Consider the following 23,357-nt stretch of genomic DNA (forward strand, 5'->3'; position numbering starts at 1 on the left):
GGTTTCAGCCCCAGCCCCGCACCCATGAGCAGCGCTGGCGAGCCGGCCAACCCCGATGGGCCTGATTCCGAGGCCCCCCGGCGCAAGGGTCCCCTGAGCTTCCTCTCCGGGGCCCTCACCGCCGGCCTGCTCAGCTGGCTGTGCCTGGGACTGAGCCGGCGGATGGCCCTGTACTACGCCCTGCATCCCCCCCACTACGCCTCGGCCACCGCCCAGTCGATCGCCACCGCCCTCAAGACCCTGCTGGTGGGCATGGCCTTCCTGGCCACCTTCAGCTTCGGCTTCATCGCCCTGGGGCTCACCCTGGCCTTCCTGCGCAGCCTGCGGCGGCCGGAGCCAGTGAAGCCCGATGGGACCTGAGATAGGTTGGCGCCCTGATCCAGCCTGCTGCCGCGTGGCCGAAACACTCCTGTTCAATGCCCTGCGCGAGGCCATCGATGAGGAGATGGCCCGCGACCCCTATGTCTGTGTGATGGGCGAAGACGTGGGCCACTACGGCGGCTCCTACAAGGTCACCAAGGACCTGTACGACAAGTACGGCGAGCTGCGGGTGCTCGACACGCCCATTGCCGAGAATTCCTTCACCGGCATGGCCGTCGGCGCGGCCATGACCGGCCTGCGGCCGATTGTGGAGGGGATGAACATGGGCTTTCTGCTGCTCGCGTTCAATCAGATCTCCAACAACATGGGCATGCTCCGTTACACCAGCGGTGGCAACTACACGATTCCCGCGGTGGTGCGTGGCCCCGGTGGGGTGGGCCGTCAGCTGGGCGCCGAGCACAGTCAGCGCCTCGAGGCCTACTTCCACGCCGTTCCCGGCATCAAGATCGTGGCGGTGAGCACCCCCACCAACGCCAAGGGACTGATGAAGGCCGCGATTCGGGATAACAACCCGGTGCTGTTCTTCGAGCATGTGCTGCTCTACAACCTCAGCGAAACCCTGCCCGAGGGCGACTACATCTGCGCCCTCGACCAGGCCGAGGTGGTGCGCGAAGGAAAGGACGTGACGATCCTCACCTACTCGCGCATGCGTCACCACTGCCTCAAGGCGGTGGAGCAGCTGGAGGCCGAGGGGGTGGACGTGGAGCTGATCGACCTGATCAGTCTCAAGCCCTTTGACATGGCCACGGTGCGGGCCTCGATCGCCAAGACCCACAAGGTGCTGATCGTGGAGGAGTGCATGAAGACCGGGGGCATCGGTGCTGAGCTCATGGCCCTGGTCACCGAACAGTGCTTTGACGATCTCGACGCCCGGCCCGTGCGGCTGTCGTCGCAGGACATTCCCACCCCCTACAACGGCAACCTGGAGAACCTCACGATCATTCAGCCCCACCAGATCGTGGATGCCGCCAAGGCCCTGAAGGCGGGTGTGATCTGAGATGGCCCGCCAACAAGGCTGGCTTGCCCTGATCCTGGCGCTGGCGATCGCCGCCGCCGCCCTGCTGATCCAGTTCCCCCTGCAGCTGGGTCTCGATCTGCGGGGTGGCAGCCAGCTGTCGCTGCAGGTGCTGCCGGCCGGCAGCATCACCCGCGTGGAGCGCGAACAGCTGGAAGCCGTGAAGGAGGTGCTCGATCGCCGCATCAACGGCCTGGGCGTGGCCGAGTCGACCCTGCAGACGGTGGGCGATGACCAGCTGGTGCTCCAGCTTCCCGGTGAGCAGGATCCAAGCCGCGCCGCCCGGGTGCTGGGCACCACGGCCCTGCTCGAGTTCCGCTCTCAGACACCCGGCACTGAGGAGGAGATGCGCGGCCTGCTCGCCCTCAAGCGCCAGGCCCAGTCGGTGCTCGCCAGTCGCCGGGCCCGGACCGAACAACCCCCTGCTGACACCGATCCCGGGGCCTCTCTGGCGCCCGACGACCTGGCTCAGGCGCTGCAGAGCCTTGGGGTGGAGGTGCCTCCGGGCAGCAGCGAAGTCCGCCAGCTGGAGTTGCTCCTCGACGCGGTCAACACCCGCATCGTTGATCTCTATGACCCTGCGGAACTCACCGGCCGGGAGCTGGTGGGTGCGGGCCGCCAGCAGCAGCAGACCGGCAGCGGCTGGGACGTCACCCTCAACTTCACCCGGGAGGGCGGTGACAGCTTCGCTCGCCTCACCCAGTCGCTGGCGGGCAGCGGACGCCTGCTGGGCATCGTTCTCGATGGCCGCTCCATCAGTGAGGCCAGCGTGGGCCCGGAATTTCAGGCCGCCGGTATCACCGGTGGGGCCGCCAGCATCACCGGCAACTTCACGGCCGAGGAGGCCCGTGAACTGGAGGTGCAGCTGCGCGGGGGTTCGCTGCCCCTGCCGGTGGAGGTGATCGAGGTGCGCAGCGTGGGGCCCAGCCTGGGTGCCGAAAACGTGCGCACCAGCCTGATCGCCGCCTTGGCGGGGCTTGCCCTCGTGGCGGTGTTCATGGTGGTGATCTATCGCCTTGCTGGGGTGGTGGCGGTGATGGCCCTGAGTCTCTATGCCCTGTTCAATCTGGCCGTCTACGCCCTGATCCCCGTCACCCTCACGTTGCCGGGGGTCGCCGGCTTCATCCTTTCCCTGGGCATGGCGGTGGACGCCAATGTGCTGATCTTCGAGCGCCTCAAGGACGAACTGCGCGAGGGCAACACCCTCATTCGCTCCATCGATGCGGGCTTCTCCCAGGCCGTGTCTTCCATCGTCGATGGCCAGGTCACCACCCTGATCAGCTGTTTTGCCCTGTTTGCCCTGGGCACCGGATTCGTCAAGGGCTTCGCCGTCACCCTGGGGATCGGCGTGCTGCTCAGCCTGTTCAGCGCCCTGGTGTGCACCCGGGTGCTGCTGCGCCTGCTGATGAGTTACCCCAGTCTGCGACGTCCGTCCAACTTCATCCCCCGGGCCCAGCTGCCCACCGCCGCGTCCTGAGCCATGTCTCCTCTCGCCAGTCTTCTGCGCCTGCGCGTCAACCAGCGGCGCCGTCAGCTTCTGAGTCTGTCGGCCGTGGCCATCGCCCTCAGCCTGCTGGGCCTGATGCTGTCGTGGTTGTCGCCCTCGATCGGCGCTCCCCTGCGGGCCGGGCTCGATTTCACCGGCGGCACCCAGATTCAGATCGAGCGCAGCTGCCAGGGCGCCTGCAAGCCGCTCACCACCGCGGCCCTGCAGCGGCGTCTGGCTGAGCTGGAGCTGCCCGCAGAGCCTGGGGAGCAGCCTCCGAGGCTGGGCAGCAGTGCCGTGCAGCTGCTCGATGAGGGCCGTCAGGTGGTGCTGCGTCTGCCCACCCTGACCGCTGAGCAATCACAGGCTGTGATCGAGGCCCTGGATCCCGCGCTCGGTGGCACCGAGCCTGGCGGTCTGGGGATCGACACGATCGGTCCCAGCCTCGGTGCTCAGTTGCTGCGGGCCAGTGTGGTGTCGCTGCTGGTGAGCTTCATCGGCATCGCGGCCTACATCAGCCTCCGCTACGACCGGCTCTTTGCCGTGCTCGCCCTCGTGTGCCTGGCCCATGACGTGCTGATCACCTGCGGCGTGTTCGCCTGGCTCGGCCTGCTGGCCGGCGTGGAGGTCAACAGCCTGTTCGCCGTGGCCCTGCTCACCCTGGCGGGCTACTCGGTGAACGACACGGTGGTGGTGTTCGACCGCATCCGCGAGAAGCGCAAGGAGCTGCAGGGATCCTCCCTGGCCGAGCAGGCCGACGCTGCGGTGGCGGCCACCCTCACCCGATCGCTGTTCACGAGCTTCACCACCCTGCTGCCTCTGCTGGGCCTGATCCTGTTGGGGGGCAGCACGTTGTTCTGGTTTGCCGTGGCGCTCAGCATCGGGGTGGTGGTGGGGGCCTGGTCAAGCATCGCCGTGGCACCCACGTTGCTGCCGGTGCTCGCCAAGCGGTGACCAGGCGACTGCCCCTGGTGCCGCTCCTGCTTGCCGTGCTGGCCCTGCTCGACCTGCGCCTGGAGCTGCGCCTGCTGGCCGATCACGTCACAGTCACGGCCCTGGTGTTTCTGGTGCGCAGCCACCCGCTGGCGGTGGCGGTGCTGCTGCTGCAACCCAGTCTCTGGCAGCAGTACCGCCGCTGATCCACGTTCGCTTCAGTCGGCGGGACGCAGCCGCCTCCAGTCGTCGAGGATGTCGCGGATCACGATCTCCCGCAGCACCACCTGCAGGCACACGGCCAGGGGAAGGGCCATCAGCAGTCCGATGGGGCCGAACAGGATCGTGAAGATCACCTGGGCTGAGAGGGTGAGGCCCGGCAGCAGCTGCAGCTGGTGCTGCATCACCGACGGGGTGATCAGGTAGCTCTCCACGTTCTGGATCAGCACATAGAGCAGCAGCACCGCCAGTGACTTCCAGGGGGAGTCGAGCAGGGCCACCGACATGGGAAAGATCGTGCTCAGGGTGGGCCCCACGTTGGGGATCACATTGAGCATGCCGGCCAGCAGGGCATTGGCTGCCACCAGATTCACCCCCAGTAGTGACAGACCGATCGCCGCCAGCACCCCCACGCAGAGCGAACTGATCAACACCCCCACCATCCAGGCGCTGAGGGCCTCGCCACAGTGCACCAGCACGCTGCGAAAGCGGCGCCTGTAGAAGGACGGCACCAGCAGCACCAGGACCTCCCGGTAGGCGGTGGGTTGCACCGCCACCATCAGCGCCACGGCCACCACGAACAACAGCTGAAGCAGACCTGCCCCCAGGCCACCCGCCAGGCCAACGATCTGCATCGCCCCCTGGCCCAGATTGGGGATCGGCAGCTGTCCATCTCTGAACAGCCCCTCACGCAGCAGCTCCATGCCGCCATCGTGGGTGCCGTAGAGCATCTGGCTGGCGCTGCTGATGGCGTCGCGCACCAGGTTGAGCAGGGTGGTGGCGGCCGCCGGCAGTTTGCTGATCAGTTCGGCGAACTGTTCCACGAAGGGGGGGATCACGGCGGTGCCGATCACCACGCCCAGCACCAGCAACAGGCCCAGGCTGAGCAGCAGGGCCAGGCTGCGGTTGCAGCCCACACGTTGCTGGATCCAGGCCACCAGGGTGCAGATCGCCATGGCGATCACCACGGCGGTGAACACCAGGATCAGGCTCTGGCGCAGGTTCCAGAGCAGCACCAGGGCCGCCAGCAGAGCCAGCAGTCCCAGCCACTGTCCAAAGGTCATCGGCCCCGGCGGCCGGCCCAGAGGCCTATTCACCCGTCTGCTGATCCCCACTGCCGGAGAAGCCGAGCTCGTGGCTGTCGGCGTAACGCTGGGCGAAGCGCATGAAGCGCTCGAAGTCGTCCGTGGTCTTCCAGGTGTAGGTGGCCTCCAGGGCGCTGGCGCGGCCGTTGACAAACCGGGCCTTGACCTCCCGGGTCACCAGTTCTCCTTCCTCGTCCACCATGAACATGCCGGTGATGTCGCCGAGGGTTTCCGGTGCCAGTGCGCTGGGCTCCTCGAACACGAACATGGCCTGGCCGGTGACGCCATCACGGGAGCGGGTCATCCGGATGTCAGGTACGACCGGTTCGTCCACACCCCGGAAGAACTGAATCGCTGCGGCCATACCCGAGGATCAAAACGGGATCTTAGGTGCAAGGTCTGGAAATCCCCTGGCCACCTGCCATGCTCACGGCTGACATAGTGGGTCCACGCTGGCCCGATCAGGTTCGGTCTCCATGCTCTCCGGCCCCCAGGTGACCGCCCCCGCAACCCCCGCAGGGCTGCTGGAGCGTTTCCAGTCAGCATCCGAGCGACAGCGGCTCAGCCTGCTTCCCCAGCTCCAGCTCCAGGCTGCTGCTCTGCGGCCCCTGATCCTCGATCACATCGCCGCTCTCGACGCCACCGGCGACGACTGGGCAGCGGGCGCCCTCATCCAGATGCTGGTTGACGGCGAGCCCGGCCAGCGGGAGGCCTTCTTCAGCCGCTATCCCAGCGGCTGGCTGGCCACCACCAGCGCCCTGGGGATCGACTACGCCCCCCTGCAGCGAGCCCTGGCCCAGCAGGAGTTCGAGCAGGCCGATCGGATCACCAGCGCGGTGCTGCGGCAACTGGCGGGGCCGGCAGCCGTGCAGCGCGGGTATGTGTACTACAGCGAAGTGCCGGCCATGGCCTCCGTTGACCTCGACTCCCTGGATCGCCTCTGGATCTGCTATTCCCGAGGTCGCTTCGGCTTCACGGTTCAGGCCCGGCTGCTGGCGGCCGCCGCTGGCCGCTGGGAGCGGCTCTGGCCCCGCCTGGGCTGGAAGGATGGTTCCCAGTGGACCCGCTACCCCGGCGGATTTCAATGGACGATCGAGGCCCCCGAAGGTCACATGCCCCTGGTGAACCAGCTCCGCGGGGTGCGGCTGATGGATGCTCTGCTCCAGCATCCGGCTCTGCTGCAGCGCCGCCAGCGTTGAGCTGGGCGCGTGTTGAGCTGGGCAAGCGTGGCAGATCCCCATCGACCCCAGCTGGTCTGGGGCTTGATTGCAGCGTCTATCAAGGGGGCTGGGCTGGCCGCCATCGGCGCCTTAGGTTCGGATCGGCCCCTGCAGAGCCGGGATGACCCTGCGCTGGTCAGATTTCATCACCCCCTCCACCCTGCAGCTGGCGCCTTTGCTGGAGCTGCTGCTGGAGCCGGTGCCCTGCCGGCAGCTCCAGGCGGAACTGCAACTGGGCCTGCAGGAGGCCCTGGTGAATGCCGTGCGCCACGGCAATGGTGGTGATCCCGGCAAGCTGCTGCGCATCCGCCGCATCGAAACGCCCTGCTGGATGGTGTGGCAGGTGCAGGACGAGGGTTCCGGCGTTCCGCCCCACTCGCGCCAGGCCGCTTTGCTGCCCTGTCCTGAGGCGGTGGGCGGGCGGGGGCTGTTTCTGATCCAGCACTGCTTCGACGACGTGCGCTGGAGCCCGCGGGGCAACCGGCTGCAGCTGGCCGTGCGCAAACCCCGGCGCCTTGCCGCAGTGATCAACGGCCGTGGCTGGGGCAGCCGGGGTCGCTGATCTCCGCCCGCAACCAGAGCAGGGCGTGCTCCACCAGGGCGATGGCCTGGTCGCGGGCGGGGGAGCTGGCGCTGTGCTGGGGGTCGTCGGCGCTCAGCAGTTGCACCAGGGCAGCGGAGAGTTGTTCAGCCCCTCGGCGCGGCCGCTGGGATTTGAGCGCATGCCAGTCGCGTTCGGCAATCGCCAGCTCCTGATGCAGGGCTTCGGCCAGGGGCAGGGCCTGCTCCGGCCAGAGTCGGGCGCCTCTGGCCCGGCGCTGCACCGGCGCCGACGCCACCCCCAAACCCGATTGCTGCTGTTCCACTGGACGCCCGTGCCGGCTGGACCCATCCTGGCGTGAGCGCCCTCCGCGCGGGCGGATCAGGCCCCTTGCCCCTGTGACCCAGCAGCTGTGCCACTCCCATCCCACTCCAGGCGTCCCCGCAGGGGCCGGGGGACCCGGCAACGGCCGATCCAGCTGTTGCACCTGCTCGATGGCCTGTTCACCCAGGCGTCCCTGGCGCGCCACAGCAGTGGAGTGGGGCAGCGGCGCCAGCAGCAGCGGCTGGCCCTCACCCAGCGGCTTCTGGATCCCCTGCCGCCTGAGCTGGTGGCCAGCGGCAGGGATGGGAAGGGGTTCTGGCAGGGCCTGCGCTGGGCGACGCTGGGGCTGGGGCTGGCCTGGTTGCTGCGCCCCTAAACCGCCTGCGGCTGCTCGCTGGGCCGGCGCGCCGACCACACCCGCGTCATGAAGTGGTTTTCGGCCTGCACGGTGGTGAATCCTGCGGTCTGCAGCCGCGCCTCGATGTCATCGCCGATGTAGTCGCGGTAGTAAGGCTCATGAAACACCCGCCGGAAGTTCTCCATCACAGTCGAGAACTGCGGTGAATCGGCCAGCTGAATCGAGTCGGCCAACACCAGCACCCCGCCGGGCTCGAGCAGGCGGAAACACTCCTGGATCACGTTCTGGCGGGCCGCCGCCGGCAGCTCGTGCATCAGAAACACGCAGCTGATGGCCTGCACGCTGCGATCAGCGAAGGGCATGGCCTCGCCGTTGCCCTGCACCAGCTGGGGCAATTCACCTGGCAACTGGCCCAGCCAGCGGTTGGCCTGGCGCAGGTAGGCGGTGGAGAGATCCAGTCCCAGCAGCTGCGCTTCCGGCAGGGCACCGCGCAGTTGGCGCAGGGTGCGGCCCGTGCCGGTGGCCACATCCAGCACCCGGATCTGGCTGGGGCCACGGTGGGCGAAGCCCTCAAGCCCCCGGCGCAGTGGGGCGATCACCCGGCGACGCATGGGCTCGGCCGTGCCGTTGAACAGCAGTTCCACCTGCAGGTCGTAGAGGGCGGCCGAATGTTCGCTGAGGTAGCCGTCCGTCTGGTGGTGGAAATTCTGCAGGTAGTAGTCGGGGTAGGCCGAGTGATCCACGCCCCCGGGCAGGTCGCGCACCCGTCGTTGCTGCCGGCGCTGCCAGGTGAGCGGTAGGTCCAGCCACACCAACGGGTAGCGCCCGGCCCAGTCGAGCCAGGGGGCGTCAAACAGCAGGGATGCTGGGTAGAGACCCTCCTCGGCCTCCTGCCAGTCGCGGGCATGGAGCTGATCCATCGCCGCGCGCAGGCGATTGAGCATCTCGGCCGGCACCGGCACGGTGCGCGGGGCTCCATCGGGCGCCAGCGCCCCCATCAACCGTGTGCTCACCTCCTTATGGGTGATGCCGAACAGCGCCTTGCCCTGCTGGAGGGTCTGGTAGGCCAGCTTGGTGAGCTGATCGGGCATGACACGGTGTTGATGCCGATTCATTCCAGCCGATCAGGCCTGCCTGCCGCGAGCCGATGGCCCCCAGGCATTGAAGACCTGTGAATCAATCGCCACTTATGTAGCCGTTGCTACCGCAGGCAAGGACAATGGGGGTGCGGAAGAGCCGGAGGAGCATTGCCATGACCAGCCACACCACCACAATCGCCCTGCCGCTGGTGGCGCTGCCCCTGCCGGCCAATGCCGCCCGTCAGGACGGCCCAGCCCGCGAATACCTGGCCTGGGCTCGGGCGCACCAGCGTGATCGGCGCCGCCACGCTGCCGAAATGGCCCAGATCACCCGTCACCACGATCCCGGGCCGGAAGCCAGCGCCGTGCACCAGCTGCAGGCCTGGTCCCTGCGGCAGGCCCACAAACAGCATCTGCACGACAGTGCCATCGCCGCGCTGCGCCACCACACGTCACCCGGTTGAACTCAGGCGTCGTAGTACATGGTGAATTCGTGGGGATGGGGGCGCTGGCGCAACTGCTGCACTTCCTCGTACTTCATGGAGATCCAGTTGTTGATGAAGTCGTCGCTGAACACCCCGCCTTCCATCAGATAGTGCTTATCAGCATCGAGGGCCTCGAGGGCGCCATTGAGTGACGCCGGCACCGTGGAGATGCGGGCCAGCTCATCGGCCGAGAGTTCGAACAGATCGACGTCGGTGCCATCGCCGGGGTCGATCTGGTTCTTGATGCCATCGAGTCCAGCCATCAGCATCGCAGCGAAGCCGAGGTAGGGGTTGGAGAGGGCATCGCCTGAGCGGAACTCCAGGCGTTTGGCCTTGGGGCTGGGCCCGGTGAGGGGGATGCGCACGGCAGCCGAGCGGTTTCCCTGGGAGTACACCAGATTCACCGGCGCCTCGAATCCCGGCACCAGCCGCTTGAAGCTGTTGGTGGTGGGGTTGGTGAAGGCCAGAAAGCTGGGGGCATGCTTGAGCAGCCCACCGATGTACCAGCGGGCGGTCTGGGAGAGGTTGGCATAGGTGCCCTCCCCGAAGAACAGGGGTTGGCCGCCCTTCCAGAGGCTCTGGTGAACGTGCATGCCACTGCCGTTGTCGGCAAAGACCGGCTTGGGCATGAACGTGGCCGTTTTGCCGTATTTACGGGCAACATTGCGCACCACGTATTTATAGATCATCACGTTGTCGGCAGCCGTGATGAGCTCGGAGAATTTCATGCCCAGTTCATGCTGGGCGGTGGCCACCTCGTGGTGATGCTTCTCGATCGGCACCCCCAGGGCGGCCATGGTGAGGATCATCTCGGTACGCATGTCCTGGAGGGTGTCGTTCGGACCTACCGGGAAATAACCCTCTTTGAGCTGGATCTTGTAGGCAAGATTGCCTCCTTCTTCAAGTCTGGAGCTGTTCCAGGGGGCCTCGATCGAATCGACGCTGTAGAAGCTGGTGCCACTACCGGAGCTGTATCGAACATCGTCAAACACGAAGAACTCCGGCTCGGGACCGAAGAAGGCCGTGTCGGCGACTCCAGTGCCATCCAGATACTCGAGGGCCTTGCGGGCCAGAGCTCGGGGGCAACGGGCGTAGGGCTGGCCGCTGCGGGGCTCCTGAATCGAGCAGATCAGGCTCAGGGTTTTGTGGCTGTAGAACGGATCGATCCAGGCCGTCTCCGGATCGGGCACCATCGCCATATCGGATTCGTTGATGGCCTTCCAGCCGCGGATCGAGGAGCCGTCAAAGGCCACGCCGGAGCTGAAAGCCTCCTCGTCAACGAGGTCCTTGCTCACGGTGAGGTGCTGCCACTTGCCGTGAAGGTCAACAAACTTCAGGTCGATCAGCTCGATGCCCTCCTCCTGGATCCGGCGGAGGACGTCCTGGGCTGTAGTGGCCATATCAAAGAGCTAGGGGGTGTGGACCGCGGCGGCGGCGGGAAGCGCGGACCGTACGGACCGCCATCGGCCCTTTTTGTAGCGCAGATCACCAATTGCCGGCCCGGCGACGGCGCCCGGTTCCGTAACCGTTTCTGTCAGATCCGCCAGAAGCCCGATCAGCTCAGGGATTTGGGGATTTGCGAGTGCTACCTTCCGGACTGGGACCATGCAATCCAAACCAGCCATGCGGGATGCCATCACCGGTCTGATCGGGCGCTACGACCAGCTGGGGCGTTACTTCGACCGCGATGCCGTCGACAGCATCTCCACCTACCTTTCCCAGTCCACCCTGCGCCTGGCGGCGGTGGAACTGATCAACCGGGAGGCGGCCGCGATCGTGCGCGAGGCCGCCCAACGGCTCTGGCTGGAGGATCCCGAGCTGATCCTGCCCGGCGGTAACGCCTACACCACCAGGCGCCTATCAGCCTGCCTGCGGGACATGGACTACTTCCTGCGCTACGCCAGCTATGCCCTGATCGCCGGTGACCCCACGATCCTCAACGAACGGGTGCTGAACGGCCTGGACGACACCTACAAGAGCCTGGGGGTTCCCACCGGTCCCACCGTGCGCAGCATCGCCCTGATGGCTGATGTGGTCTGCGAGCTGCTTGCCGGCGGCGGCCTCAGTGATGCTGCCGACCTGGCTGCCGTGGTGCGAGCGCCGTTTGATCACCTCTGCCGGGGCCTGGCCTCGTCCAACGTGCGCGCCCGCTGACCAGCCCCCATCCCCTGCTGCAGCTGGCTTTGTTCAGCTGCCTACGCTCGACCGTTCCGCTCCCACCATTCCGGCACCTTGTCCGCGCTGCCTCCCGTCAACACCGCCCATCGGCTTCAGCTTGATCCGATCGCCACCCCCGATCGCCTGCTGCTCGGTCCCGGCCCTTCAAACGCCCACCCGCGGGTGTTGCAGGCCCTCGCCCGCACGCCGATCGGTCACCTCGATCCCCTCTATGTGGAGTTGATGGGAGAGGTGCAGGAGCTGCTCCGCTACGCCTGGCAGACCGACAACCGCCTCACCCTGCCCATGAGCGGCACCGGCAGTGCCGCCATGGAGGCCACCCTGGCGAACACCATCGAGCCCGGCGACAAGGTGCTGGTGGCGGTGAAGGGCTACTTCGGCCTCCGGCTGGTGGACATGGCCGAGCGCTACCGGGCTGAGGTGGTGACCATTGAGCGGCCCTGGGGAGAGGCCTTCAGCCTCGAGGAGATCGCAGCGGCCCTGGAGCGCCACAAGCCGGCGATCCTGGCGATCGTGCATGCCGAAACCTCCACCGGCATCCGCCAACCCATGGAGGGCATCGGTGACCTCTGCCGCAGGCACAACTGTCTGCTGCTGCTCGACACGGTGACCTCGCTTGGGGCCGTGCCGCTCTACCTCGACCACTGGAAGGTGGATCTGGCCTATAGCTGCAGCCAGAAGGGTCTGAGCTGCCCCCCCGGCCTGGGGCCCTTCACCATGGGCCCGCGGGCTGAAGCCAAGATGGCGGCCCGCAGCGGCAAGGTGCCCAACTGGTATCTGGATGTGACCCTGCTCAACCGCTACTGGGGCAGTGATCGGGTGTACCACCACACTGCTCCGGTGAACATGAACTTCGGGATGCGCGAGGCCCTGCGCCTGCTGGCGGAAGAAGGTCTGGAGCAGGCCTGGGAGCGCCATCAGCGCAACGCCGAGCGGCTGTGGGCGGGCCTGGAGGGGCTGGGCCTGGAGCTGCATGCTCCCCGCGAGCTGCGCCTGCCCACGCTCACCACCGTGCGCATTCCCGAGGGGGTGGACGGCAAGGCCTTCAGCCTGCACCTGCTCAACCGCCACGGCATCGAGGTGGGAGGTGGTCTGGGTGCCCTGGCCGGAAAGGTGTGGCGCATCGGCCTGATGGGGTACAACAGCCAGAGCCAGAACGTTGACCGCCTGCTCAACCTCTTTGAAAGTGAACTTCCGGCGTTCCGCTCAGGTGGCGTGCACTCCGCCGCGGTTGCCGTCTGAGCGCTCTGCTGGCCCTTGAGCGAGCCGCCGGTCGACCCGCTCCCGCCACCCCTGCGGTCTTTGCAGTTGCCTGCGCAGTTGAAACCAGAGCGCCAGCTGCTGCTGCGCGGCATCGGCCTCGACGCCTGAGATCACGCGCATGTGGTGATGGGCACTGGGGTGGTTTGCCAGGTTGAGGCAGCCGCCCAAAGCACCGCGCTTCGGGTCCGTGGCGGCGAACACCACCGTGCCCACCCGCGCCTGCACCGCGGCACCGGCACACATCGGGCACGGCTCCAGGGTCACCAGCAGGGTGCAGCTGTTCAGGCGCCAATCGCCCAGAGCGCGGGCGGCCTGGGCGAGGGCCTCGATCTCGGCGTGGCCGAGGGGGTCGCCCTGGCGGTGGCGCCGGTTGCTGCCCCAGCCCACACAGCGGCCCCGGCCATCGAGCACGGCGGCCGCCACAGGGATTTCACCGCTCTCCCCCACCCGCTGGGCCAGGCGCAGCAGACGGGCCATCCAGAACGCATGCAGGCGTTCCTCGGCAGTTGGGGTGGGGCCCGACAGTCGGGATCTCACCATCACGAAGCTCGCGGGTCACAATGGTGCCGTCCGATCATCCGCCGTTGGCTAGCGCGCCACCTGTCCAGCGGGGGATTCCACCGCTGCCCTTCGCCGCACCGGACAGCCACGACGCGGCCCTGCAGCAGCTGCTGGAGCAGGCCAGCGCCCAGCTCTGCGCCTGGCTCGCCAGCGCCTCCCAGCGTCCACCCCTGCCGGGCCTGAGCGTGATGCCCGCTGTGGAGCCGCATCAGCAGCCCCAGGGGTCCGCCCAGCTGCTGAGCGACCTGCAGCTGGTGATGGATGGGGCTTACAACCCCGGCCACCCCGGGGCCCTGGCCCACCTCGACCCGCCGCCGCTGGCGGCCTCGATCGTGGGGGACCTGATCGGCGCCGGTCTCAACAACAACCTGCTGGCCGAGGAGCTCTCCCCGAGCCTTACCCGGCTGGAGCGAAGTCTGATGGCCTGGCTGGCCGAGCGCCTCGGTCTGCCAGCGGGCAGCGGTGGAGTGCCGGCCAGCGGTGGCAGCCTCTCCAACCTGATGGCCCTGGTCACGGCCCGCCACAGCCGCGGTCTGGCCTGCTGTGGCGAGGCCGTGGTGCTGGCCAGTGCCGACGCCCACGTCTCCCTGGCCAAGGCCCTGACGGTGATGGGGCTGCCCCCGCAGGCCCTGCGCCAGGTGCCGGTGGATGACAGCGGCGCCATGGAGCCCGCCCTGCTGGAGCAGCAGCTCGCGCAGCTCCAGCGGCGGGGCATTCCGGTGATCGCCGTAGTGGCCACAGCCGGCACCACCGTGCGCGGTGCTGTTGACCCCATGCCCGAGATCGCCGCCCTCTGCCATCGCCATGGCGTGTGGCTGCATGTGGATGGGGCCATCGGTGCGGTGTTCGCCCTCAGCGACGTGCATCGCAGCCGGGTGCAGGGGCTGGAGCGGGCCGATTCGCTCACCTTGAACCCCCAGAAACTGCTCGGCATCACCAAGACTTCCTCCGTGCTGCTGCTGGCCAGACCGCGGCTGCTGGAGCAGGCCTTCGGCACCGGTCTTCCCTACATGGAGCCCAGCTGGAGCGGCGGCCACGGCGGTGAAAGCGGCCTCCAGGGCTCGCGCCCGGCCGAAGTGCTGAAGCTCTGGCTGGGGCTCCGGCAGCTTGGGCTGGTGGGGATCGAGGCGGTGCTGGATGGGGCGGTGGCCCGCCGCCGCCAGCTGAAGGCCCTGCTGGGGCAGATTTCGCAGCTGCGCCTGGTGGGTGGCCCCCTGCACCTGCTGGCCTTCACGCCATTGCGCGGCGATGCCGCCAGCGCCGAGCGCTGGAGTGTGCGCACCCGCCAGCAGCTTCTCGCGGCCGATCTGATGCTGTCCCGGCCGCTCTATGCCGCTCGCCACCATCTCAAGGCGGTGATGGGCAACCCGCACACCGGCGCCGCCGAGCTGGAGCGGCTGGCCGGTGTGGTGGCAGCCAGCCTCTCCCCCTGCCCGTGAGTGACACGTCCCCATGAGTGAAAGCCCTCCGCCCAACCCACCCGGGCAGAGTCGTGGCCGCTGGGTGGCGATCGTCACCGGTGCCATCTCCGTGCTGGTGGGGCTGCTCTACCTGTTGCTGATCGTGGTGCTGGACAGCCGCGGGCCGCTGCAGCCGCCGCCCCCGGAGGCCCTGGGCCTCAGCGCGGCTCCGGCCGTGGGGGCAGCTGGGGATCCCGCCGTCTCAACGGCTCCACCACCCGGCTGAGGGCGTCCTTCAGGAACCGCTGCAGCATTCCATCGCGGCGGTTGAGGTCGTAGTGGCGCTGCACCACATCCTGAAGGCCGCCGTCGCCCCAGTCCTGGTTGCGCTCGAAGTAGGTGATGAAGCTGGCGCCCGCCACCCGGGTGAGCCAGGCGGCGCTCACCGCCTGCACCGCCCGGCTCACCAGCAGGGCCGGCAGATTCACACTCAGGGCCGCCGAGAGCAGCCCCACGCCCCCTTTCACCAGCCCCAGCGAGGCCAGGGTCCGCCCCACGGACAGGGCCAGATCCTGGGCCGCCTCACGGCTGAGCGAGACACCGAAACTGCGCCCCAGCTCGATCACCATCTGGGCATTCACTGCCGCGGCGCCAAGCAGATCCAGGCCCGGCAGTGGGGTCACAGCCACCACTCCGGCACCGATCCACCCGTAGCGCTCCACGATCGCTTCGGCGTCCCGGCGGCGCTGGCTGGCCAGCAGGGCGCGGCTGGCCTCGCTGAGATGGCGGCACTGCAGCAGCAGGTTGTCGGCGATCAGCTCCTCGCCGTCGGCATGGAGCACGGCGGCGAGGCGGCGCAGCAGCGGCTCCACCTCGGGCTCGGGTTGCAGGGGCCGGCCACCGGGCATCGGCACGCTCTGGGGCGCCGCGCTCGCCGGCACCACATCCGCCGCTGCCACCAGCCCTTCCACCCGGCCGCGGAGCAGGGCCAGCAGCCGCTCCTCCTCCAGTTCACCGCGCAGATCGCACTTGTTGAGCACCAGCAGCAGGCGCTTGCCCATGGCGGCCAGGCTGCGCAGCACCTCCATCTCGCTGGCCCTCAGATCCCCGTCCACCACCAGCAGCAGCAGATCGGCGCGGCTGGCCTGGCGGCGAGCCTGCTGCTCCCGCTCGAGGCCGCTGGCGCCGGCCTCCAGGATCCCGGGGGTATCCACCAGCCACACCGCCCGCTGCAGCCCCCGCAGCCGCAGCCGGTAGCGCTCGGCCTCGCTGGTGGAGCCCATCGGCGCCCCCACCTGGCCCACCAGCTCGCGCAGCAGAGCTCGGATCAGGGACGTCTTGCCCGCTGAGCCGGTGCCGAACAGCACGATCACCAGGTCACCGCGCTCGAGTTCGCTGGCCATGCGCCGCCGTTCCTCCTCAAGGGCCTCGCGGGCGATGCCCTCGTGCACGCGCTCGAGGGTCTGGTCGATGGCCTCGAGATTGCGGGCCGCCGCTTCGCGGCGGCTGCTGGGCACGGCGGCGGCCTGCCCCTTCCCGCCCGTCTGTTGTGCCCGGCGCCGCTCATGGCCTGGCAGAAAGGGCTGCAGCCAGGGCCAGGCCAGCTGCGCCAGCAGGGCCGCCACCGCGAGCACCAACAGCAGGGCCACAGGACCCACCAGGCCGTAGGGCAGCACGGCGCTGAGTTGCCAGATCAGCTGGTTGAAGGCCTGAAGCACCAGCCCCACCACCAGCAAGGCCAGCAGCAGCACGGCGACGGCGATCCAGAGGCGGGTGCGCTGCTTCATGCCGGCATCACCCCCCTAAGAGTCCGGAAGCCGGGCGATCTCGCCCCACAGTCCGGCGGCCAGGGCGCTGGAGCCGTTGGTGGGCTGGTTGTCGTCGTTGCCGAGCCAGATGCCGATCACCCAGTCACGCCGGGGCTCGTAGCCCACGAACAGCAGGTCACGGTTGGCGTTGGTGGTGCCGGTCTTGCCCCCCTCCTGACCACCGAGGGAGGCGGCGGTGCCGGTGCCCGACCTCACCACGGCCCGCAACAGTTCCTGCATCCACCGCGCCGACTCCTCACTCACGGCCCGGCGCCCCGGCCCCGGGCCCGCTCCGGCCCCACGACCGCCCTCGCCCGCCTGCTCGCGGCAGCGGTCCGGCTCCTCCCCGCGGCAGGTTTCTGCGTCCACCACCTGGCGGATGGTGGTGGGGGGCTGCCAGCTGCCCCCGTTGGCGATGGCCGCGTAGGCGGAGGTGAGTTCCAGCAGGGTCACCTCGCTCTGGCCCAGGGCCAGGCCGGGCACCGGATCGAGCGGGCTGGTGATGCCCAGATCGCGGGCCTTCTGCACCACCGCCTCGAGACCCACCCGCTGGGCCAGACGCAGGGCCGCGGTGTTGCTGCTGCGGGCGAAGGCACTCACCAGGGTGAGGTTGCCGGTGCAGTCACTGGCGAAGGTCTGGCCGCGCCAGCGCAGTGGGCCGCAGTCCAGGGGATCACCGGGCCTGGCCCCACGCTCAAGGGCGGCCAGAAAGGGGAAGAGTTTGAAGGTGCTGCCAGGCTGACGCAGCGCCATCGTGGCTCTGTTGAACTGGCTCTGCTGGTAGTCGCGACCTCCGGCCAGGGCCAGGATGCCGCCGCTGGGGGCGTCGAGCACCACCACCGCACCTTCGTTCACCCCCAGGCCGGCACTGCCGTCGAGGCGACGGCGTAACAGCCGCTCCACCTGCTCCTGCAGCTGAAGGTTGAGGTGGGTATCGATGAGGAAATTGCCCTCGGCCGCCACGCTGCGGCCCACCTGGGCCTCGAGGTCGCGGCGCACCTGATCGGTGTAAAAGGGAGCGCCACGGCCCCGCTCGCGGCTGCGACAGGCATCCGGATCAAGCTGCACGGGGCTGCGCCGGGCCCGCCGGCCCTCATCGGCGCTGATACGGGCCGTGTCCACCATCTTGGCCAGCACCTGATTGCGGGAGGTCAGGGCCGCCTGGGGATCGAAGCAGGGGTCATAGCCGTTGGGGGAGGGCAGCAGCCCCACCAGCAGGGCCGCCTCCTCCAGGCTCAGCTCCCCGGCGGGCTTGCCGAAGAAGTGGCGGCTGGCATCCTCGAAACCCCAGCCCACGCCCAGGTAAACCCGGTTGAGGTAGCTCAGCAGCAGGTCGCGCTTGCTGAACCGTGCCTCCAGCTGCAGGGACACCAGCAGCTCCCGCCACTTGCGCCCCAGGGTCTCGCCCTGGCCCACCTGATCGGGGTAGAGGCTGCGGGCAAGCTGCTGGGTCAGGGTGCTGCCACCCTCCAGCACCCGTCCCCCCAACAGGTTGGTGAGCAGGGCCCGGGCCGTGCCCACCGGATCCACGCCCGGATGCCACCAGAAGCGGCTGTCCTCGCTGGCCAGCAAGGCCTCGACCAGCACCGGGGGGTAGTCGCTGAGGGCCTCCAGTTCGCGATGCTGGCCGCCGTCGGCGCTGGCGATCGGCTGGCCGTTGCGGTCGTAGAAACTGAGCGGCCCACGCACCGGCGCCAGGCTGCCGCGGATCGGCACCTGCACCACCGCCAGAGCCAGGGTGGCGATGCCGATGGCCGCCAGTCCCCCGAGGGCGAAGCTGACGCTCCGCACCACCTTCAGCAGGCGCGGGCTGGGTCGCTGCTGGAATTCCAGTTCCGGCAGCCCGGCCTGCTGGCTGGGCCCGAAGCGCACCGTGTCGCCATCGCTGAGCAGCAGCTCGGCCACCCGCCGGCCTCGCCACCAGAGGCCGTTGGTGGAGCCGCTGTCCCGCAGCAGCCAATGGCCACCCACCCGCTCAAGCAGGGCGTGCTGGCGGCTCACGGCCGGATGGACGATCGCCACCTGGCAGTCGCTGTCGCGGCCCACGCGGTACACACCGCTGTGCAGCGCCAGGCGGGTGCTGCCCTGACCCGGCAGATGCACCAGCAGCAGACCCTCGGTCATGGCCTCAGCCCTGGCTGGACGCGGCAGGCGCCAGCAGATCGATCAGGAAACAGAGCACGGCGACATTGATGGCCACATCGGCCAGATTGAACACCGGGAAGCTGATCGGCACGAGGGCCAGGAAGTCCACCACCGCCCCCAGGCGCCAGCGGTCGATGCCATTGCCGATGGCGCCGCCGAGGAGCAGCCCCAGGGCCAGGCACCGAGCCCGACCCAGGGGTGCACGCCCCAGCCGCCAGATCCACACGGCCACCCCCAGCGCCACGGCCAGACTCACCACCGCCAGGGCCTGGGACGCACCGCTGAACAGGCTGAAGGCGGCACCGGTGTTGGTGGTGAAAGTGAACTCCAGCAGACCGGGCAGGAAGGGCCGCACGCCAGCGCCGGCGAGATGCTCTGTGGCCCAGGCCTTGGAGAGCTGGTCGGCCACCACCACCAGCGCCGCCAGGAGAAAGCAGAGCCTGCGGCCCCTTCGCACGCTGGCGCTCATGGCTGCACCAGCAGCAGCCGGCGCAGCACCAGGGCCAGCACGGCAACGGCGCAGCAGAACAGCAGCTGGGAGGGCAGCGGCACCAGGGAATAGGTCACCAGCAACTGGAGCAGATCGCCGCGCCAGCGTCCCGCCAGCGCCCCCAGCAGCAGGTTGAGCACACCGCAGAGATGGATCAGCAGCAGGCCGAAGGCGGCGGTGCCCGTGAGCTTGAGCACGTCGTTCATGCCGTTCTGGCGGGCCAGCTTGCCGGCCAGCCAGCCGGCGGGTACGAAGCCGGCGAGGTAGCCGAAACCAGGATCCAGCAGGTAGCTGGGGCCGCCACCGCCGAAGAACACCGGCAGCTCCAGCAGGCCCAGGGTGAGGTAACCCACCGCCGCCAGCAGGGCGCTGCGGTGGCCGCACACCAGGGCGGTGAGCAGCAGGGCCGGCACCTGCAGGGTGATCGGCAGGGGAGCGATCGCCCAGGCCCCATCCACATCCGGAAGCGGGGTGGCGGCCTGAATCATCCCCCCGATCAGGATCAGCAGCAGGCCGGCGATGGCACCACTCCAGTTGGCCAGGGCCTTCAACAGCACGGATCGCCACTGGCTCCAGTCTGACCGCTGATCCCCCCGGCGCTGCCCGCTGCTGTGCCAGGGTTCAGGAGCAGCGCTCCTGCAACAGTTCTGCAGACTGGATGCCAATGGCCGAGGCCAACCCGCCGCACGACAGCGCGCCTTCAGCGGCGCCCGCGCCCGCATCCCAGCCCGCATCCGCACCCGCGCTCACGGTCGGTCAGGCGGTGAGCCTCAGGGTGCGGCCGAGCTACCTGAAGACCGCCGATCCGATGCCGATGCTGCGTCCTCCCGATCTGATCGGGCTGCAGGAGGTGGGCCAGGTGGTGGAGCTGCGGGCGCTTGGGGTGGTGGCGGTGCGCTTCCGCCGCGGCACCTTCCTGCTCGACGCCGCCGCTCTGGCTCCGGCCTGAGGCCGGGGCCGCTCAGCTGGCCGAGCCGTCAGCGGCTTGCCAGGCCCGCTCAGCGGCCACGAGGGCCTCGGCCGGACCGCAGAGGCTCAGCGCCGGCTGGCTCAGCCAACGCTGGGCGGCGTCCTGCAGCGCGTCGGGGCCGATCTGCTCGGCCCGCTCCAGGCAGTCCTGCACGTGGCTCTCAGCCAGACCATGGCCGAGCACCAGGGCCTGGCGATCGGCCACCTGGCCGCAGGTCTGGCGTCCCATGGCGTCCTGGCCGCGAAACTTGGCCCGCGCGAGCTGGAGGTCGGCATCGCTGAGCGGCTCGCTGGCCAGCCGCTGCCACTCCTCCAGCAGAGCGGCGCAGGCCTCCCGCGCCCGGGCGGCCGAAGTGGAGAGGTGAAACACGAAGGGGCTGGCCGCGCAGCGGGCGGGCATGTGCACGCCCACGTCGTAGGCCAGGCCGCGCTGTTCCCGCATCACCTGGAACAGGCGACTGGACATGCCCACCCCCAGGTGGGTCTGCAGCAGCCTCAGCGCCAGGGCGTCGCCATGGCCCAGGGGCACTGTGGCCGCCCCCAGCATGATCACCAGCTGCTCGGTGTCCTGCTCCTGCAGTGTCAGAGGCGAGCACCGCGCCGCCGCGCTCCAGGGCTGGGGCCGGGGCGCCTGGGTGGACCAGGGTCGTCGTCGCAGGGCGGCATTCAGTGGCTCCTCGAAGTGATCGTCGAGATCGCCGCAGAGCACCAGCAGAGCCCCGGATGCGGACAGCCCCCCCACCAGTTTCTCAAGGTCTCTGCTGCCGATCTGCGCCAGGTCCTCCTCCAGGCCGAGCGGGTCGTGGCCGTACGGGCCGTTGCCATAGAGCAGGGCGCGCAGGCCGTCGTGGGCCAGCTGGAACGGGTCCTCCCGCTGTCGCTGCAGGTGCTGCAGGTTGAGCTGACGCTCCAGCCCAACCTGCTCGGGGAGCAGGCAGGGTTCGGTGACCATCGCCAGCAGCAGGGGCAGCAGCTCGGGCGCGTCGTCGCTGGCGCACTTGAGGCTGATCACCAGGGCGTCTTCACTGGCCTCGGCGCGCAGTGCAGCCCCGCAGCCCTCCACCAGGTCGGCCAGCGCTTCGGCGTCGAGTCGGCCGGCGCCACGGGTCATGCTGCCGGCCAGGAGCTGCATCGCTCCCCGCTGCCCGGCGGGGTCAAGGCTGCTGCCGCCGCGAATCCACAGCCGCCCCGCCACCAACCCAGCTGCGGGGCGGCGCTGCAACACCAGCGGCAGCCCGCCTAGCAGTGTGCGGGTGGTCCAGGCGCCGGGCTGGGTGGCGGTGAGCGTCATGCCGGCACCGCCTCGAGCAGACAGGCCCGTTGCGGTGCCAACAGGGGCAGGGCCTCGTTGACCAGGCTCTGGGGATCCCAGCGTTCCAGTTCCAGCAGCGGCGCCTCCAGCGCCGCCGGATGGCTCCAGAGGTGCGTGCTGCTCAGCACGCTGGCAACGCCGGCGGCCGATTCCAGGCCAAAGCGGTAGCCATTGGCCACCAGCCGCTTCCCACGCTCCCATTCGGGCGCCGGGATCGCCCCGTCGCCCAACTCCTCCAGCACCGTCTCGATCTCCCGGCGGATGGCCGGAAGATCCTCAGGCTCTGCGATCGCCTCCAGCAGGGCGAAACTGCCGCCCTCGAGCACGTGCAGATCCAGATCAATGCTCTCCACCAGCCTCAGCTGCTCCCGCAGCCGCTCCACCAGTCGGCTGCGGCGCCCCTCCGCCAGCAGGCTGGTGAGCAGGTCGGCACCCATCACCCCGCGCAGGTCTGACGCCGGTGGTAGCGACCAGAGCATCAGCAGGCGGGCCGACTCCAGCCTCGCCAGCTCCAGACGGTGCTCCCCCGGCTGCACGACCAGGGCGGGCAGCGGCGGTTCGCCAGGGGTCGCGCGCAGCCGCGCCAGGGCGCTGGCGGCGAGGCGCTCCTGCAGAGCGATCGTGTGGGCAGCCTGGGGATCGAGGCAGCCGCTGAGGGTGAGCAGGCAGCGCTCGGCGGTGTAGAGCCGCCGGTGGAAGCCGGCCATCAGCTCCGGGCTCTGGGCCAGCAACTGGGAGCGGTGCCCGAGGATCGGGCGGCCATAGGGATGGCTGGGACAGCCGGCGCTGAGCAGGCGTTGCAGGGCCACTTCTTCTGGCTGGTCCTCACTCTGGGCAAGCTCCTCGAGCACCACCTGGCGCTCCAGGTCGAAGGCCTCGGCCTCGAGCCGGGGCTCGAGCACCAGATCAAGAAGCAGATCCAGAGCTTCGGCAGCGTCCTGGGGAGGGATCAGCACGTGGTAGTGCACATCGTCAAAGCCGGTGGCGGCATTGCTGTTGCCGCCCAGGGCTTCGATGCGCCTGTCGAACTCCCCCGGCTCCAGGGTGGCGCTGCCCTTGAACACCATGTGCTCGAGGAAGTGGGCCAGGCCGCACTCCCCGGAGCCCTCGAACACACTGCCCGCCCGGCACCAGAACTCCAGGCACACCAGCGGCGCTTCCGGGAGGTCGAGACTCACAACCCGGGCGCCGTTGGCCAGCTGTTGGATCCGTGGGGATTGGAGGCCAGGCAGTGCCAGGGGCAACGGGGAGAACGTGGCAGGATCCGCATTCTGCTGGCTGGTGCCGCCCCTGTGACCCCCTCCGCTCCCCTGGGATCTGCCGCACCGGGATCGGTGCCGCCGGGATTGCCGCTGCATCCGCTGGTCGACCGTCTCGCCGAGACCATCCGCGGCTGCTGGTCCGACCTGCCCGAGCTCGCACCCCTGGGGGTGGATCCGGAGCTGGAGGCAATCAGCGGCAGCCTCGATGGGGAGGCTCTATTCATCCGCAACGAACTGCACCGCTGCCGCGGGCTGCGCAAGCTGCATCTGGAAACGGCCCGGCTGGGGCTCGGACTGCAGATCCTCCACTGCGTGTGGTTTCCCGATCCCCGCTTCGATCTGCCCGTGTTCGGGGCCGACATCGTCGCCAGCCCCGCCGGCGTGTCAGCCGCGATCATGGACCTCTCGCCGGTGCGGCAGGGCCTGCCGGAGGGCATTGCTGCGGCCCTCTCGGCCCGGGCACCCCGCCACTACAGCCAGCCCCGGGAGCTGCCGCCCTGGGGCTCGATCTTCTCCGCCCATGTGCGCTTCGTGCGGCCTGCCGACGGCGGGGAGGAGCAGATGTTCGTGGAGGAGGTGGCTGAGGCGCTGGCGATCCTGGCCCAGGCCTGCCGCCACACCCCGGCTCAGGCCGCCTCCGACCCGGCTACGGTTGAGAGATGGCGGGGTCAGCTGAGCTATTGCAAGCAGCAGAAACAAAACGACAAGACCCGTCGCGTCCTGGAGAAGGCGTTCAACCCGGCCTGGGCGGAGCGCTACATCGAGGAGTTGCTCTTCGACGATCCAGCCAGGCCCTGATCCACTGGCGTCGCCCCGCCCTGCTGGCGGCCTGCGCTCTGGCAG

The 23,357-nt window shown here is 69.0% G+C and carries 27 protein-coding genes; 15 read left to right on the top strand and 12 right to left on the bottom strand.

What is annotated here, in order from left to right:
* Window positions 1–24: 24 nt before the first annotated feature.
* The 5 genes from KBY96_RS04090 to KBY96_RS04110 are packed head-to-tail and all read left to right on the top strand — an operon-like array spanning window position 25 to window position 4,021.
* A complete protein-coding gene (locus tag KBY96_RS04090) occupies window positions 25–360 on the top strand; it encodes a DUF3082 domain-containing protein (protein ID WP_254977946.1) in 336 nt (111 codons plus the stop codon).
* A 34-nt stretch (window positions 361–394) separates the two neighbouring features.
* On the top strand, window positions 395–1,378 hold the full coding sequence (locus tag KBY96_RS04095) for a pyruvate dehydrogenase complex E1 component subunit beta (protein WP_254977947.1): 984 nt from the start codon (window positions 395–397) through the stop codon (window positions 1,376–1,378).
* Window position 1,379: 1 nt separating this feature from the next.
* Window positions 1,380–2,873, top strand: a complete 1,494-nt coding sequence (gene secD / locus KBY96_RS04100) for a protein translocase subunit SecD (RefSeq protein WP_254977948.1) — start codon at window positions 1,380–1,382, stop codon at window positions 2,871–2,873.
* Window positions 2,874–2,876: 3 nt separating this feature from the next.
* Window positions 2,877–3,836: a protein translocase subunit SecF gene (gene secF / locus KBY96_RS04105; RefSeq protein ID WP_254977949.1), complete on the top strand. Its 960-nt coding sequence runs from the start codon at window positions 2,877–2,879 to the stop codon at window positions 3,834–3,836.
* Window positions 3,833–4,021, top strand: a complete 189-nt coding sequence (locus KBY96_RS04110) for a hypothetical protein (protein ID WP_254977950.1) — start codon at window positions 3,833–3,835, stop codon at window positions 4,019–4,021. The genes secF and KBY96_RS04110 overlap by 4 nt, the downstream gene beginning before the upstream one ends.
* A gap of 12 nt (window positions 4,022–4,033) precedes the next feature.
* Here KBY96_RS04110 and KBY96_RS04115 read toward each other — a convergent pair whose 3' ends face one another.
* Window positions 4,034–5,098, bottom strand: a complete 1,065-nt coding sequence (locus tag KBY96_RS04115) for an AI-2E family transporter (RefSeq protein WP_254977951.1) — start codon at window positions 5,096–5,098, stop codon at window positions 4,034–4,036.
* Window positions 5,099–5,123: 25 nt separating this feature from the next.
* Window positions 5,124–5,483, bottom strand: coding sequence for a photosystem II reaction center protein Psb28 (gene psb28 / locus KBY96_RS04120; protein WP_254977952.1), 360 nt, complete (start codon window positions 5,481–5,483; stop codon window positions 5,124–5,126).
* Between the two features lie 112 nt (window positions 5,484–5,595).
* Here psb28 and KBY96_RS04125 point away from each other — a divergent pair, with 112 nt between their 5' ends.
* Together KBY96_RS04125 and KBY96_RS04130 are read left to right on the top strand one after the other, a co-directional pair.
* Window positions 5,596–6,318 (top strand): GUN4 domain-containing protein, encoded by a 723-nt coding sequence (locus KBY96_RS04125; RefSeq protein WP_254977953.1) that lies wholly within the window; start codon window positions 5,596–5,598, stop codon window positions 6,316–6,318.
* Window positions 6,319–6,460: 142 nt separating this feature from the next.
* A complete protein-coding gene (locus KBY96_RS04130; RefSeq protein WP_254977954.1) occupies window positions 6,461–6,901 on the top strand; it encodes an ATP-binding protein in 441 nt (146 codons plus the stop codon).
* Here the strand turns inward: KBY96_RS04130 and KBY96_RS04135 are convergent.
* Entirely contained in the window at window positions 6,867–7,178 is a 312-nt protein-coding gene (locus KBY96_RS04135) for a DUF6439 family protein (RefSeq protein ID WP_254977955.1), read from the bottom strand. The two genes, KBY96_RS04130 and KBY96_RS04135, sit on opposite strands and share 35 nt — an antisense overlap.
* A 183-nt stretch (window positions 7,179–7,361) precedes the next feature.
* On the opposite strand from KBY96_RS04135, the gene KBY96_RS04140 reads away from it, so the two are divergent.
* Window positions 7,362–7,580, top strand: coding sequence for a hypothetical protein (locus KBY96_RS04140; RefSeq protein ID WP_254977956.1), 219 nt, complete (start codon window positions 7,362–7,364; stop codon window positions 7,578–7,580).
* On the opposite strand, the gene KBY96_RS04145 is transcribed toward KBY96_RS04140, so the two are convergent.
* Window positions 7,577–8,653, bottom strand: coding sequence for a class I SAM-dependent methyltransferase (locus KBY96_RS04145; protein WP_254977957.1), 1,077 nt, complete (start codon window positions 8,651–8,653; stop codon window positions 7,577–7,579). The genes KBY96_RS04140 and KBY96_RS04145 overlap by 4 nt on opposite strands.
* A 161-nt stretch (window positions 8,654–8,814) precedes the next feature.
* Between KBY96_RS04145 and KBY96_RS04150 the strand changes: the two genes are divergently transcribed.
* Window positions 8,815–9,105, top strand: a complete 291-nt coding sequence (locus tag KBY96_RS04150; protein WP_254977958.1) for a hypothetical protein — start codon at window positions 8,815–8,817, stop codon at window positions 9,103–9,105.
* 2 nt (window positions 9,106–9,107) lie between these two features.
* Here the strand turns inward: KBY96_RS04150 and glnA are convergent, their stop codons facing one another.
* Window positions 9,108–10,526, bottom strand: a complete 1,419-nt coding sequence (gene glnA / locus KBY96_RS04155; protein ID WP_254977959.1) for a type I glutamate--ammonia ligase — start codon at window positions 10,524–10,526, stop codon at window positions 9,108–9,110.
* Window positions 10,527–10,749: 223 nt separating this feature from the next.
* On the opposite strand from glnA, the gene KBY96_RS04160 reads away from it, so the two are divergent.
* Both KBY96_RS04160 and KBY96_RS04165 read left to right on the top strand, forming a co-directional pair.
* Window positions 10,750–11,280: an allophycocyanin subunit beta gene (locus tag KBY96_RS04160; RefSeq protein ID WP_254978150.1), complete on the top strand. Its 531-nt coding sequence runs from the start codon at window positions 10,750–10,752 to the stop codon at window positions 11,278–11,280.
* 78 nt (window positions 11,281–11,358) lie between these two features.
* Window positions 11,359–12,546, top strand: a complete 1,188-nt coding sequence (locus KBY96_RS04165) for an alanine--glyoxylate aminotransferase family protein (protein ID WP_254977960.1) — start codon at window positions 11,359–11,361, stop codon at window positions 12,544–12,546.
* Here KBY96_RS04165 and KBY96_RS04170 read toward each other — a convergent pair.
* A complete protein-coding gene (locus KBY96_RS04170; RefSeq protein WP_254977961.1) occupies window positions 12,511–13,107 on the bottom strand; it encodes a nucleoside deaminase in 597 nt (198 codons plus the stop codon). The two genes, KBY96_RS04165 and KBY96_RS04170, sit on opposite strands and share 36 nt — an antisense overlap.
* A gap of 44 nt (window positions 13,108–13,151) precedes the next feature.
* On the opposite strand from KBY96_RS04170, the gene KBY96_RS04175 reads away from it, so the two are divergent.
* Entirely contained in the window at window positions 13,152–14,567 is a 1,416-nt protein-coding gene (locus tag KBY96_RS04175; RefSeq protein WP_254977962.1) for an aminotransferase class V-fold PLP-dependent enzyme, read from the top strand.
* 13 nt (window positions 14,568–14,580) lie between these two features.
* Window positions 14,581–14,814 carry a hypothetical protein gene (locus KBY96_RS04180; RefSeq protein ID WP_254977963.1) on the top strand — a complete coding sequence of 78 codons (234 nt, stop codon included), beginning with the start codon at window positions 14,581–14,583 and terminating at the stop codon, window positions 14,812–14,814.
* Here KBY96_RS04180 and KBY96_RS04185 read toward each other — a convergent pair.
* The 4 genes from KBY96_RS04185 to KBY96_RS04200 are packed head-to-tail and all read right to left on the bottom strand — an operon-like array spanning window position 14,747 to window position 19,522.
* A complete protein-coding gene (locus tag KBY96_RS04185) occupies window positions 14,747–16,315 on the bottom strand; it encodes a YcjF family protein (protein ID WP_254977964.1) in 1,569 nt (522 codons plus the stop codon). The two genes, KBY96_RS04180 and KBY96_RS04185, sit on opposite strands and share 68 nt — an antisense overlap.
* Window positions 16,316–16,330: 15 nt before the next feature.
* Window positions 16,331–18,460, bottom strand: a complete 2,130-nt coding sequence (locus KBY96_RS04190) for a transglycosylase domain-containing protein (protein ID WP_254977965.1) — start codon at window positions 18,458–18,460, stop codon at window positions 16,331–16,333.
* Between the two features lie 4 nt (window positions 18,461–18,464).
* Window positions 18,465–18,950 (bottom strand): signal peptidase II, encoded by a 486-nt coding sequence (gene lspA, locus KBY96_RS04195; protein WP_254977966.1) that lies wholly within the window; start codon window positions 18,948–18,950, stop codon window positions 18,465–18,467.
* On the bottom strand, window positions 18,947–19,522 hold the full coding sequence (locus tag KBY96_RS04200) for a biotin transporter BioY (protein ID WP_254978151.1): 576 nt from the start codon (window positions 19,520–19,522) through the stop codon (window positions 18,947–18,949). Before KBY96_RS04200 ends, lspA begins: the two co-directional genes overlap by 4 nt.
* Before the next feature lie 113 nt (window positions 19,523–19,635).
* Between KBY96_RS04200 and KBY96_RS04205 the strand changes: the two genes are divergently transcribed.
* Window positions 19,636–19,920 carry an NAD(P)H dehydrogenase assembly family protein gene (locus KBY96_RS04205; protein ID WP_315859464.1) on the top strand — a complete coding sequence of 95 codons (285 nt, stop codon included), beginning with the start codon at window positions 19,636–19,638 and terminating at the stop codon, window positions 19,918–19,920.
* A gap of 12 nt (window positions 19,921–19,932) precedes the next feature.
* Here KBY96_RS04205 and KBY96_RS04210 read toward each other — a convergent pair whose 3' ends face one another.
* Both KBY96_RS04210 and KBY96_RS04215 read right to left on the bottom strand, forming a co-directional pair.
* Entirely contained in the window at window positions 19,933–21,231 is a 1,299-nt protein-coding gene (locus KBY96_RS04210) for a pitrilysin family protein (RefSeq protein WP_254977967.1), read from the bottom strand.
* On the bottom strand, window positions 21,228–22,430 hold the full coding sequence (locus KBY96_RS04215; RefSeq protein WP_254977968.1) for a pitrilysin family protein: 1,203 nt from the start codon (window positions 22,428–22,430) through the stop codon (window positions 21,228–21,230). The genes KBY96_RS04210 and KBY96_RS04215 overlap by 4 nt, the downstream gene beginning before the upstream one ends.
* 114 nt (window positions 22,431–22,544) lie before the next feature.
* Here KBY96_RS04215 and KBY96_RS04220 point away from each other — a divergent pair, with 114 nt between their 5' ends.
* The gene (locus tag KBY96_RS04220) at window positions 22,545–23,312 is read left to right on the top strand and encodes a phycocyanobilin:ferredoxin oxidoreductase (protein ID WP_254977969.1); all 768 of its coding nucleotides are present in this window, start codon (window positions 22,545–22,547) and stop codon (window positions 23,310–23,312) included.
* Window positions 23,313–23,357: the final 45 nt, after the last annotated feature.

The organism is Cyanobium sp. ATX 6A2, assembly GCF_024346355.1.
GTDB lineage: Bacteria > Cyanobacteriota > Cyanobacteriia > PCC-6307 > Cyanobiaceae > NIES-981.